The sequence below is a fragment of the Pseudomonas sp. Bout1 genome (assembly GCF_034314165.1).
Classification (GTDB): domain Bacteria; phylum Pseudomonadota; class Gammaproteobacteria; order Pseudomonadales; family Pseudomonadaceae; genus Aquipseudomonas.
This window is the reverse complement of record NZ_JAVIWK010000001.1, coordinates 808506-821098: the sequence shown is the minus strand read 5'-3', so window position 1 is coordinate 821098 and position 12593 is coordinate 808506. Positions and strand designations below refer to the sequence as shown.

Genomic DNA, 12593 nt, shown 5'->3' with positions numbered 1-12593 from the left:
CCAGACAACCGAGACCGTTCAGGTAAACCCGGCGCCTGGTTTTGGGGCTGCTGCGCAGCCCAACGGGAGCAAGCTCCCTCACCACATTAGAACGGGTTTAAACCGCTACTTCCTCAACAAACACCAACCGGTTCCCCGACGGGTCGCTGATGCTCATCTCGCGGCTGCCCCACGGCGTGTCTTCAATACCGGGCTTGGCGTTGCGGTAGTGCTTGGCCAGTAACTGCTGCTGGTACGCGTCCAACCCCTGGGCCTGGATCCGCACTGCCGCACCCGGGGTGCAATCGCCATGGTGCTCGGACAAGTGCAACACACACTCCCCCAGCGACACCTGCAGGTACAGCGGAAAGTTGTCTTCAAAGCGGTGCTGCCAATCGACCTTGAACCCCAGGAAATCGACGTAGAACGCCAGGGTCCTGGCCTCATCGAAACTGCGCAAAATGGGGGTGACTTTTCCTAAGTGCATGGCGATTGCTCCGTGTTTGAAAGCCGCCACTATAAGGCCGCGAACCCCTTGCGCAAATCCCCGCTGCGCGCCAGGAACCTTCCGGGCCGCTGCCCGTTGGCCTTTCCGTCGCGGTAGCTCAACACACCGTTGACCCACACACCGTCAATCCCTTCAGCCGCACGCTGTGGCGCCTTGAAGTCGGCTACATCCCGCACCCGCAACGGGTCAAACAACACCAGGTCGGCCCAATGTCCTTCGCGAATTTCACCGCGCTCGGCCAGCCCGAAACGCGCCGCCGACAAGCCGGTCATTTTGTGCACGGCGGTGTGCAGCGGGAACAACCCAAGGTCCCGGCTGAAATGCCCAAGCACCCGTGGAAACGCCCCCCACAAGCGTGGGTGGGGAAACGGATCTTCGGGCAGCCCGTCCGAGCCAATCATCGACAGCGGATGCGCCAGGATCCGCTGCACATCGGTCTCATCCATCCCGTAATACACCGCCCCGGCGGGTTGCAGGCGCCGGGCGGCGTCCACCAGCGGCACGGCCCATTCGGCGGCGATGTCCTGCAAATCGCGCCCGCCCATTTCCGGATGCGGCGTCGACCAGGTGATGGTGATGCGAAACGCGTCGGTGACTTGCTTGAGGTCCAGGGTCGAAGAGCTCGCGGCATACGGGTAGCAATCGCAGCCCACCGGATGGGTCTTCGCCGCCAGCTCCAGTGAAGCCAACAACTGTGGACTGCGCCCCCAGTTGCCGGCGCCCGCGCACTTGAGGTGGGAAATGATCACCGGCGCCTTGGCATGACGGCCAATCTGAAACGCCTCGTCCATCGCCTCCAGCACTGGCTCGAATTCGCTGCGCAAATGGGTGGTGTACACCGCGCCGAACGCCGTGAGTTCTTCGCTCAGTTGCAGCACTTCATCGGTCTCGGCGTTGAAGGCACTGGCGTAGGCAAGCCCGGTGGATAAACCCAGGGCACCGTGCGCAAGGCTCTCCTGCAACTGCACGCGCATCGCGGCGATTTCATCCGCCGTGGCGGTGCGGTGCAGGTCGTCCATATGGTTGCTGCGCAGCGCCGTGTGGCCGATCAGCGCGGCCACATTGACCGCCGGATGGGCACTTTCCACCGCCGCGCGGTAATCGGCAAAACGCGGGTAGGCAAACGCCTCGCGCGTGCCCAACAGGTTCATCGGGTCTGGTGGATCGGCGCGCAGGCTGACCGGCGATGCGCTGATGCCGCAGTTGCCGACGATCACCGTGGTCACGCCCTGGCTGAGTTTGGGCAGCATTTGCGGATGACGAATCACCACCGTGTCGTCGTGGGTGTGCACGTCGATAAACCCCGGCGCCAGCACGCGCCCGGTGGCGTCGATTTCATGCTCGGCGCTGTCCTGGGACAGGTCGCCGATCTTCTCGATGCGCCCTTCGCGCAACGCCACATCGGCGACATAGCCGGGTGTGTTGCTGCCATCAATGATCAGCGCCTGGCGGATCAGCGTGTGGTACTTCATCTCAGTCTCCAAGCGGCAGGCTGTCGGGGCCGCCGCGATAATCGTCCAGGGCCAGCTTGATCCGTCGCAGGCGTTCCTGGTTGTCGTCCGGCATGGCCAGCGCCAGCTCGGTAGCGAGCACGTCGATGGCCAACAGCATTCCGTAGCGCGCCGCCGTTGGCTTGTAGATAAAACTGGTTTCCGCCGGTTGCAGCGGCAGCAGCACATCGGCCAGCTGCGCCAGCGGGGAATCCGGCAGGGTGATGGCGATGATTTTGGCGCCGTAGTTACGCGCCAGCGCCACCACGCCCAATACCTCCGGGGTGATGCCGGTCAGCGAGCAGACGATCAGCGCGTGCTCCGGCCCCAAGGTGGCAGCGGTCACGCGCATCATCACCGGGTCGTGGCAGGCGGCGATCGCGTAGCCCAGGCGCACCAGGCGCACTTGCAACTCGTCGCTGCACAGGCTCGAGGGCCCGCCCATGCCGAACGCATGGATCATCCGCGCATTGCCCAGCAGGCTCACGGCGTCGACAAAACTACGCTGGTTGAAACCGGACAAATGCCGGCGCAACGTCGCCTCGATATCGCTGAGAATCTGCCGGTGAAACGCCGATTGTTCGGGCAGCCCCGCGGGGTCGAGGAAACGGCTGCCAACCCCGCTGGCCTGGGCCAGTTGCAGGCGCAGGTCGCGCAAGTCGCGGCACCCGACGCTGCGGGCAAAACGCGACAGGGTGGCAGTGCTGACTTGCGCCCGTTGGGACAACTCTTCCAGGCTGGCGGACGCTGCAAAGCTGACGTCATCGAGCATCAACCTGGCGATACGCCCTTCGCCGGCGCTGAAGGAATCCTGGCGGGCGCGGATCTGGTAGAGGATGTCCATGGGGTCTCCGGTTACAGGATGCAGGACAGACCATAAGTCAGACCGAAGGCAACCACCGAAATCAGGGTCTCCAGCACGGTCCAGGTCTTGAAGGTCTGGATCACCGTCATATTGAAGTATTCCTTGATCAGCCAGAAGCCGCCGTCGTTCACGTGGGAAAAGATTACCGAACCTGCACCGGTCGCCAGCACCAGCAGTTCCGGGTGTGGATAACCCAGGCCCATGGCGACCGGCGCTACCACGCCCGACGCGGTGGTCATCGCGACAGTGGCCGAGCCAGTGGCGATACGCATCAGCGCGGCGAACAGCCAGCCCATCACCAGCGGCGACAGGTTGAAGGCATGGGCCAGGCCGAGGATTTCATTGGTAACGCCGGCATCCACCAAAATCCGGTTAAGACCGCCGCCCGCACCTACCAGCAAGGTGATGCTGGCGGTTGGTGCGAGGCATTCGTTGGTGAACTTGAGAATCGACTCGCGGTTGAAACCCTGAGCCAGGCCCAGCGTCCAGAAGCTCACCAGGGTTGCCACCAACAGCGCTATCACCGAGTTACCGATAAACAACAGGAACTGGTTGAACGCAGTGCCCGGCGTGGAAATCAGGTTGGCCCAGCCGCCGATCATCATCAGCACCACCGGCAACAGGATGGTACCCATGGTCAGGCTGAAGCTCGGCAGACGGGTGCGCGGCTCGCGGTCGATGAACTGACGTTCCAGCGGGTTTTCTGCTGGCAGGTGGATGCGCGGCACGATGAACTTGGCGTACAGCGGCCCCGCAATGATTGCCGTCGGGATACCCACCAGAATCGCATACAGCACGGTTTGCCCGACGGAAGCGTTATAGGCGAGCACCGCCATCATCGCCGCCGGATGTGGCGGCACCAACGCATGCACCACCGACAAACCCGCCACCATCGGCAAACCGACCATCAGGATCGACACGCCCACTCGCCGCGCCACGGTAAACGCGATCGGCACCAGCAATACAAAACCGACCTCGAAGAACAGTGGCAACCCCACCAGAAACGCAATGCACACCATCGCCCAGTGCGCATTGCGCTCGCCGAAGCGGTTGATCAGCGTGCGCGCCACCTGCTCGGCGCCGCCGGATTCGGCCATCATCTTGCCGAGCATGGTGCCCAGCGCAACCACCAGGGCGATATGCCCCAGCGTCTTGCCGACGCCCGCCTCATAGGAGCCCATGATCGTGTCCGCCGGCATCCCGGCCAACAGCGCCAGGCCGATGGACACCAGGGTGATGACGATAAACGGGTTGAGCCGGTAACGCGCGATCAATACGATCAATGCAATGATGGCGATGGCGGCGTAGATCAACAGCCAATACCCCGGTGATGCGGCCATGCGGTACTCCTCGGAAAGGGTCACGTCGAATAGGTTGTGAAAGTCATAAATCATTACCGAGGTAGATTTTCAATTTTTATGAAAGTAATTTTCGCCCGCAGATAAGCGTTGTCGCTCAGGGATATGCCCAGGACACATGAATGAAAATCCGGGGGGCGTTCTTACATGAAGATTGCCAGGGCTGGAAACTCAACTGCGCAGGCCGAGTCTTAGACTGCACACCGACTCATGACCAGGAAAACCCAGAATGAATCGCAAACACCTGCTTGTCCCTTTCGCCGCCAGCGCACTGCTGCTGGCCTTGTGCGGCACAGCCTCGGCCGACGAGAACCCGGCGCTGAAAAAATGCATGGACGGCGCCAATACCACCGCCGACATGGTCGATTGCAATGCCAAGGAAACCAAAGTGCAGGACGCGCGCCTGAACACCGCCTACAAAGCGGCGATGACGGCGATGGAAGGCAACCGCAAACAGCAATTGCAGGACGTGCAGCGCCAGTGGCTCAAGTTTCGCGATGCCAATTGCGGCTTCATTGGCTCGGCAACCGGCGGCACCATTGATCAGGTCAACGGCTCCGGTTGCCTGCTGGACATGACCCAGACCCGCGCCCAGGAACTGGAAAACCTGGTCGGGCCATGATGGCCGAACACACCCTTGCGTAGCAGCGGTCGAGTAGAACGAGGCCGCGTTCGGCTGCGCAGCAGTCGTAAAACCTGAGACTTCGGTGTGTCAGATGCACCGCGGACGCAGCCTCGCCAAAGCTCGACAGCTGCTACGCAATCGCACTTCAGCAACTGTCAGTCGTGCTGCACCCGGGCGCGCTTGAGCAGTTTGCGGCAGCGCTCGGACAGGTGCAGCACCCGCAAGTGCTTGCCGGCCTTGGTGTAGCGCTCGCGCAGGGTCATCAACGCAGCAATCGCCGAATAGTCGACGAAGCTCAAGTGACGGCAATCCAGCGTCACCTGGGCCGGGTCGTTGGCCGGGTCGAACCGGTTCAGGAACGGCGTGGTCGAGGCGAAGAACAGCGTGCCGTGCAGCCGATAGAGTTTGCTCCCGTCCGCTTCCATATGCTCATCCGCGTATAGCTCGCGCGCTTGCTGCCAGGCAAAGTTCAGCGCCGCAATCACAATCCCGCACAGCACCGCCGTCGCCAGGTCGGTGAACACGGTAATCACCGTCACCGCCATGATCACCAGCACGTCGTTGAGCGGCACCTTGTTGATCACCCGCAACGAAGCCCAGGCAAAAGTCTGCTGCGACACCACAAACATCACGCCCACCAACGCCGCCAGCGGAATGCGCTCGATCAGCGGTGACAGAAACAGAATGAACAACAGGATCATCACCCCGGCAAATACCCCGGAGAAGCGCCCGCGCCCGCCGGAGCTGAGGTTGATCACGGTTTGCCCGATCATCGCGCAGCCGCCCATGCCGCCGAACAATCCCGAGACCATGTTGGCGGCACCCAAGGCCACGCTTTCGCGGTCCGGGTAGCCACGGGTCTCGGTGATTTCGTCGGTGAGGTTGAGGGTCAGCAGGGTTTCCAGCAGGCCGACCATGGCCATCAGGATCGCGTAGGGCGCGATGATGTGCAGGGTTTCGAGGGTCCAGGGAATCTGCGGCAGCGCGAAGGTCGGCAAGCCGCCGGCGATATGGGCCATGTCGCCCAGGGTGCGGGTTGGCAGGCCGAGCAGGTACACCGCAAGACCCACGCCGAGGATCGCCACCAGCGCTGGCGGCACGGCGCGGGTCAGGCGCGGCAGCAGGTAGACGATGGCCATGGTTGCCGCGACCAGCCCGGTCATCACGTACAACGGCGTGCCGTTGAGCCAGGTGTCACCGCTCTTGAAATGCTCCAGCTGCGCCAGGGCAATGATGATCGCCAGGCCGTTGACGAACCCGAGCATCACCGGGTGCGGCACCATGCGCACCAGCTTGCCCAGGCGCAACAGGCCGAAGGCAACCATGATCAGGCCGCCCAGCAACACCGTGGCCAGCAGGTACTGCACACCGTGTTGCACCACCAGCGCGACGATCACCACGGCCATCGAACCGGCGGCGCCGGAGACCATGCCAGGCCGGCCGCCGAACAGCGCGGTCAGGGTGCAAATGATAAACGCGCCGTAAAGGCCCATCAGCGGGTTGAGGTGAGCCACCAGGGCAAAGGCGATGCATTCGGGCAGCAAGGCAAACGACGTGGTGAGTCCGGCCAGGGCGTCGGCGCGCAGACGGGTGAGGTTCATTGAAGTACCGGGGAGTTGCGGGGATAAGGCGGGGGATGGTACGGAATTGGGCGGGGTGGGGCTAGTGCAGTGTCATGACAGGCAGACCCTGTTGCCTCCCTCGCAGGCAAGCCAGCCTCCACATTTGATCGTGTTCACACATCAAAATGTGGGAGCCGGGCTTGCCCGCGAAGGGCTCAACTCGGTTTCAAGCGAACATCACACCATCTCGTTGCGAATCCACTCGACTACAGAAGTGCGCTTCGGCGCCCAGCCCAGCAGTTCGCGGGCGTGCTTGCCACGCACACGGCTGTTGGAGCCCAAACCGTAGTTGGCCATTTCATAGCCCCACTCGGCTTCAGCATCTGCCAATGGCCAATCCTGTGGCTTGCCCAGCTTCAGCGCTTCGGCAATCGCGGTGGTCATGTCGACAAACGCCGCCTCGCCACTCTCCACAAAGTAGAAAGTACCCGGCACATTCTTTTCCAGCGCCAACAGGTACAGCGCAACCACGTCTTCGATGTGCACGTTGGACCAGATGTTCTGGCCAGTGCCCACGTGGCGTACCACACCGCTTTTACGCGCCTGCTTGAGCAAACGCGGCAATTGCACGCTGTCGCGCTTCACGCCCAGGCTGTGACCGTAGATCAATGTGTTGCAGATCACCGCCGAGTTCACGCCGTCTTTGGCGGCCGCCAAAATCAAATTGTCGATGGCCACGCGAGCAGCCTTGTCGACGGTCGGCTCCGGCAGGCTGTCTTCGAAGTAAATGACATCACTCGACTTACCGCCCGACGCATCACCCACGATGCTCGAACCGCTGGTGTGCAGGAACGGCTTGTGGGAACCGCGCAAGGCTGCCAGCAAGCTTTCCACGGCGCCGCGATGGTCGCTGCTGGCCGCGTTGATCACCGCGTCAGCGTTCTTCGCCTGTTCGCTCAACAACGCGCTGTCGTCCAACGTGCCGATCACCGGCGTGATGCCCAGTGCGGTCATTTCTTCAGCCTGTTCGGCGCTGCGTACCAGGCCTGTGACTTTATGGCCAGCCTGGACCAGGCCAGTGGCGATGGAGCCGCCGATAAAACCGGCAGCGCCGGTAATGAATACGTTCATGGAGGTGTCTCCCTGCGTGAATAATTGATGGGTTAAGTATTGCGGACCTATCCATGCGGAATAAGTCCGTATTGCCCAATTCAATCTTGCGCAGGGGTCACGAATCAGATGGCGTAGCTGGCCAGCTTGCCCTGGATAAAGTCCAGGAAGCACTGGATGCGCAAGGCCAATTGCGAGTTGCGGTAGTACACGGCGTTGATCGGTTGGCGATAGCCGCTGTTGAATTCGGCCAGTACCGGTATCAGGCGCCCGGTCTTGATGTCCTGGGCGGTCATGAAGTCCGACAAACAGGTGATGCCCTGCCCTTCCAGCGCCAGTTGGCGCAAGGTTTCACCGCTGGAAGCGGCGATGCCCGGCTGGATCTGCCAGCGATCCCCGTGCACATGGCGCAGTGGCCAGTGGTTGAGGGTTTCGGTCTGGGTGAAGCCAAGCAAGGTGTGTTCGGCCAGTTCGGCAACGGTGGTGGGCGTGCCGTGCTGTTTTAGGTAAGCCGGGCTGGCAAGGATATGCAGCGGGCTGCAACCCAGCGAGCGGGCGTGCAGGGTGGAATCCGCCAGGGCACCGATGCGGATCGCGATGTCGGTGCTCTGCTCCAGCAGGTCGATGATCAGGTCGTTGCTGTTCAGCTCCAGCTGGATGTCCGGGTACCGGCCACGAAACTCGGCGATGTACGGCACGATCGCATGCAGCATGAACGGCGACGCCGCGTTGATCCGCAGGCGGCCCGACGGGGTTTGCTGGCGCGACGACAGACGCTCTTCCAGGTCGTCCATTTGCTCGAGGATCACCTTGGCCCGCTCGAAAAAATACTTGCCCTCTTCGGTCAGGTCCATGCGCCGCGTAGTGCGGTTGATCAGGGTGGTGTCGAGCTTGGCTTCCAGGCGCGACAAGGTGCGGCTGACCGCCGACGGCGTCTGCCCGACCTGTTCGGCGGCGGCGGAAATCGACCCGCATTCAATCACGCAGACGAAGATCTGTAGCTCATCGGATCGGGCTTTCAACGTGAATCCTCTTTATAGCGGCTGCACGGATACTAGCCGCATTACAGGCTCAGGTTAAACACCTGCGCCAAGTGCTGCTCATAACGCGCCACGTCGGCTTCGATGGCCGGGCGTTTCATCACGTCCACGCACAGGAAGGTCGGCAGGCCGGTCATGCCGAGGAATTCGTTGGCCTTGTGAAACGGGAAGTACACCGCGTCCACGCCCTTGGCTTCGAAAAAGTCGGTGGGGTCGTCAAAGGCTTGCTGCGGGGCGTTCCAGGTCAGGGACAGCATGTATTGCTTGCCCTGGATCAGGCCGCCGCTGCCGTATTTCTGCGAGGCATCGGAACGGGTGCGGCCGTCGCTGGCGTACAGGCTGCCATGGCCTTCGGTGAAGACTTCGTCGATGTACTTCTTGACGATCCATGGGGCGCCCATCCACCAGCCGGGCATCTGGTAGATGATCACGTCGGCCCAGAGGAATTTGGCGACTTCTTCAGCCACGTCGTAGCCTGCGTCGATGTGGGTTTGCTTGACGTCGATGCCGCCACGGTCGAGCACGGCCAGGGCGGCCTCATGCAGGGTGCTGTTGTAGCGGCCATCAGAATGGGCGAATTGTTTACCGCCGTTGAGCAATAGAACTTTTTTCATGGATGTGCCTAAAGATTAAAAATGTCTGAAGGCAGGGTAACGGGGCCGATGCTGTGGAATAAGCGTCGAAACTGCAAAATACATTTGATCAAAAGGCACGAATCAGCAATTGATTCTTAACCACTGATCAGCAGATGGCCACCCAATGCGGCCATGCCGATGAAAAATACCCGCTTGAATAGCACCGCACTGATGCGCTGGCGCACGGCCTGACCCAGCCACATCCCAAGCAATGCCGGCACCAGCGCCAGCAACGAGGCGTTCAATTCGCCGCCGCCCAGGCTGCCGCGCCAGAACAACCCGGCCGCCAGCGCCAGGGTCGACACCGTGAACGACAGCCCCAGCGCCTGCACCAGTTGATCGCGGTTCAAGCCCAACGCTTGCAGATACGGCACCGCCGGGATCACGAACACCCCGGTGGCCGACGTGATGATCCCGGTCAGCACGCCGCACAACGGGCCAAGCCAGCGCTCGGTGGTCGGGCTGATCTTGAAGGTCGGCAGCAACAAACCACTCAAGGCATACACCAGCAACGCCCCGCCCAACGCCCGCACCACCCAGTGCCCGCCGTCCATGCCCAGCCACAACGAGCCCAGCCCGGTGCCGAGGAAAACCAGCAGGAGCATCGGCCACAGGCGTTTGACCAAGGCCTTTAGATGGCAGCCGAACGCCAGTTGCCAGAGATTGGTGATGGTTGACGGGATGATCAGCAACGCCGCAGCCTGCACCGGCAACATAGCCAGGCCGAGCATGCCCATGGCGACGGTGGGCAGGCCCAGGCCGATCACACCCTTGACCGTACCGGCCAGCAGAAATGTGCCAATCACCAGCAATGTAAGGGCCGGCCCGAGGTTTTGGTAGAACGCGAGGAAAGTATTCATGGGCCGATTTTGCGCGTTTGGATGATGACTGAAAATTCACCATATACTGAGGCAGCCTCTTGTTTTGCATGAGGCTGATGACGTCGTCGCAGGCAAGCCAGCTCCCACAGTTGATCGCATTCCAACTGTGGGAGCTGGTTTGCCTGCGATGAGGCCGGCCCATTCACCCGGAACCTACAGCCCATGCACTTTGACCTGATCGACCTGCGCCTGTACCTGCACATCCTCGACACCGGCAATATCACCGCCGGCGCCAGCCGCAGCCATTTGTCCCTGGCCGCCGCCAGTGCGCGGATTCGGGCGATGGAAGCCTCGCTGGGCATTGAGTGCCTGGAACGTGGCCGACGCGGCGTCACCCCGACCCCGGCAGGCAAAGCCCTGGCCGGTCATGCGCGCCTGCTGTTGCAGCAAGCCGAACACCTGCAGCAAGACCTCGCGGAATACGCCAACGGCGTCAAAGGCCAGGTGCGCCTGCTGTGCAACACCACCGCCCTGAGCGAGTACCTGCCGGAACTGCTGGCAGACTTTCTACGCGAGCACCCCAACCTCGACATCGACCTGCAGGAACTGCCGAGCCTGCGCATTACCCATGCCTTGCGCCAGGGCGCGGCGGACTTGGGGATTATTTCCGATGCGGTGGACACACACGGCCTGCAAACCCTGGCCTTTCGCGATGACCCGCTGGTGTTGATCATGCCGCTGGATCACCCATTGGCCGGGCGCACCGTGAGTTTTATCGACAGCTTGCAACATGACTACGTGGGCCTGGCCGCCGACAGCGCGCTGGCGGTGTACCTGGAAGAACAGGCATTGCACGCAGGCTTTCGCTTGCAGACCCGCATTCGCGCGGATGGGTTTGACGGGTTGATTCGCATGGTCGCCCGGGGCGCCGGGCTGGGGATCGTGCCCCTCGCCGCGCTGGAACGCTGGCCGCTGGAGCGGCGCTTCAAGGCCCAACCCCTGACCGAGGACTGGGCCTGTCGCAAACTGCTGTTGTGCGCGCGCAGCTTCGACCAATTGCCCGGTTACGCCGCCCAACTGCTAAACGCCCTCTCCCCCTGTAGGAGCGAGCTTGCTCGCGAAGAACGTCAACGATAACGCGGGCTTTCTGACTTAACCCGGCGCCCTCGGGTTTTTCGCGAGCAAGCTCGCTCCTACAGGGTTTTGGCGACCCTTGCGGAAAAACACGTAGTACACCAGCGACAGAATCAACAGGAACGGCACCCCGAACACCAGCGTCATCCTGAACGCGTCGGTGAAGAACGTGGTGATCATCACCGCGCCCATCAGCACCAGGCCCAGCAGCGTGCTGTAGGGAAACAGCGCCAACTGGAACGACAGCTTCGCCCCGCCGTGACGCTTGCGGTAGCGGCGAAAAAACAGGTGCGTGAGGAAGATCATGAACCAGGTGAAGATCGCGCCAAACATCGAAATCGCCATCATCAGGGTGAACGAGCTTTCCGGGTACACCACGTTCAGCAACGTTGCCAGGGCAATGCCCGAGCTGGACAGCAGCAAGGCGTTCAACGGGATCCCGCTCTTGCTCAAGGCGCCCATGGACTTGGGTGCAAAGCCGGCGCGGGACAGGCTGAACATCATGCGGGTAGTGATGTAGAGCTGGCTGTTCATCGCCGACAACGCGGCGATCAGGATCACGAAGTTCATCACGCCCGTGGCGCCGGGAATGCCGATGGTCTGCATCACCGTGACGAACGGGCTTTGCGCATGGCCGGCCTGGTTCCACGGCACGATGGCGAGCATCAGCGCCAGGGTCAGCAGGTAGAACACCACCAGCCGCACGATGGTTGCGCGGAAAGCTTTTTTCACCGCTTGCTCCGGGTCGGCCGCCTCACCGGCGGCTACCGCGATCATTTCCACGCTCAGGTAGCTGAAGATCGAGACGATCACCGCGATCCACATGCCGCTCAACCCGTTCGGGAAAAAGCCACCGTGAGCCATGTAGTTCTGCACGCCGTAACCCGGGTTGCCGGAGCCGAACACCACATACACCGCCAGGATGATGAAGCCGACAATGGCGCTGATCTTGATCGTGGAAAACCAGTATTCGAAGTTACCGAAGGTCTTGACGCTGATGGCGTTGAGCACGATCAACACGCTGGAAAACGACACGATCCACACCCATTCCGGCACGTTGGCGAACCAGTACTTCATGTACATCGCCACCGCCGTGACCTCGGCGCCCACCGCCAGCACAATCGCTGCCCAGTAGGCATAACGCACCAGGAAACCGGCCAGTGGGCTGACGTAAAACTCGGCATACGCGCCGAACGATCCCGAGGTGGAATGCGCCACGGTCATCTCCGCCAGGCAGCCCATCAACAGCAACGTGATCAGCGCGCCGATGGCATAGCTGACCAGCACGCTGGGCCCGGCATAGCCGATGGCGTAGGCGCTGCCCATGAACAGCCCGGTGCCGATGGCGCCCCCGATGGCGATCATGCTCATCTGGCCGGAAGTGAGCTGGCGCCGCAGGCCCAACTCGCGATTGGTTATTTCGGCAAAGCCCTGGTTTGGCGTGGTCACGTGGCGTGCCCCTTTAT

At 61.9% G+C, this 12593-nt stretch carries 12 protein-coding genes; 2 read left to right on the top strand and 10 right to left on the bottom strand.

All coding sequences use genetic code 11. From position 1 onward, the window contains the following. Window positions 1-97: 97 nt before the first annotated feature. Genes RGV33_RS03600 through RGV33_RS03585 form a run of 4 tightly spaced genes read right to left on the bottom strand, consistent with a single transcriptional unit; the run spans window position 98 to window position 4182 of the window. Window positions 98-466 carry a glyoxalase superfamily protein gene (locus RGV33_RS03600; protein WP_322143144.1) on the bottom strand — a complete coding sequence of 123 codons (369 nt, stop codon included), beginning with the start codon at window positions 464-466 and terminating at the stop codon, window positions 98-100. A 29-nt stretch (window positions 467-495) separates the two neighbouring features. Further along, window positions 496-1959 carry a D-aminoacylase gene (locus RGV33_RS03595; RefSeq protein WP_322143143.1) on the bottom strand — a complete coding sequence of 488 codons (1464 nt, stop codon included), beginning with the start codon at window positions 1957-1959 and terminating at the stop codon, window positions 496-498. Window position 1960: 1 nt separating this feature from the next. Continuing rightward, entirely contained in the window at window positions 1961-2821 is an 861-nt protein-coding gene (locus tag RGV33_RS03590; RefSeq protein ID WP_322143142.1) for a MurR/RpiR family transcriptional regulator, read from the bottom strand. Window positions 2822-2832: 11 nt separating this feature from the next. Further along, complete coding sequence (locus RGV33_RS03585; RefSeq protein ID WP_322143141.1) at window positions 2833-4182, bottom strand: gluconate:H+ symporter; 1350 nt, start codon at window positions 4180-4182, stop codon at window positions 2833-2835. A 247-nt stretch (window positions 4183-4429) separates the two neighbouring features. Here RGV33_RS03585 and RGV33_RS03580 point away from each other — a divergent pair, with 247 nt between their 5' ends. Continuing rightward, window positions 4430-4822: a lysozyme inhibitor LprI family protein gene (locus tag RGV33_RS03580; protein WP_322143140.1), complete on the top strand. Its 393-nt coding sequence runs from the start codon at window positions 4430-4432 to the stop codon at window positions 4820-4822. Between the two features lie 158 nt (window positions 4823-4980). Here the strand turns inward: RGV33_RS03580 and RGV33_RS03575 are convergent, their stop codons facing one another. The 5 genes from RGV33_RS03575 to RGV33_RS03555 form a co-directional block, all read right to left on the bottom strand. After that, window positions 4981-6426, bottom strand: coding sequence for a SulP family inorganic anion transporter (locus tag RGV33_RS03575; protein ID WP_322143139.1), 1446 nt, complete (start codon window positions 6424-6426; stop codon window positions 4981-4983). A gap of 198 nt (window positions 6427-6624) precedes the next feature. Beyond that, window positions 6625-7518: an NAD-dependent epimerase/dehydratase family protein gene (locus RGV33_RS03570; protein ID WP_322143138.1), complete on the bottom strand. Its 894-nt coding sequence runs from the start codon at window positions 7516-7518 to the stop codon at window positions 6625-6627. Window positions 7519-7622: 104 nt separating this feature from the next. Continuing rightward, on the bottom strand, window positions 7623-8519 hold the full coding sequence (locus tag RGV33_RS03565) for a LysR family transcriptional regulator (protein ID WP_322143137.1): 897 nt from the start codon (window positions 8517-8519) through the stop codon (window positions 7623-7625). Between the two features lie 41 nt (window positions 8520-8560). After that, a complete protein-coding gene (locus RGV33_RS03560) occupies window positions 8561-9151 on the bottom strand; it encodes an NAD(P)H-dependent oxidoreductase (protein ID WP_322143136.1) in 591 nt (196 codons plus the stop codon). Between the two features lie 116 nt (window positions 9152-9267). Then, window positions 9268-10032 (bottom strand): sulfite exporter TauE/SafE family protein, encoded by a 765-nt coding sequence (locus RGV33_RS03555; protein ID WP_322143135.1) that lies wholly within the window; start codon window positions 10030-10032, stop codon window positions 9268-9270. A 183-nt stretch (window positions 10033-10215) separates the two neighbouring features. Between RGV33_RS03555 and RGV33_RS03550 the strand changes: the two genes are divergently transcribed. Continuing rightward, window positions 10216-11130 (top strand): LysR substrate-binding domain-containing protein, encoded by a 915-nt coding sequence (locus RGV33_RS03550; protein ID WP_322143134.1) that lies wholly within the window; start codon window positions 10216-10218, stop codon window positions 11128-11130. A gap of 15 nt (window positions 11131-11145) precedes the next feature. Here the strand turns inward: RGV33_RS03550 and RGV33_RS03545 are convergent, their stop codons facing one another. After that, entirely contained in the window at window positions 11146-12576 is a 1431-nt protein-coding gene (locus RGV33_RS03545; RefSeq protein WP_322143133.1) for an amino acid permease, read from the bottom strand. Window positions 12577-12593: the final 17 nt, after the last annotated feature.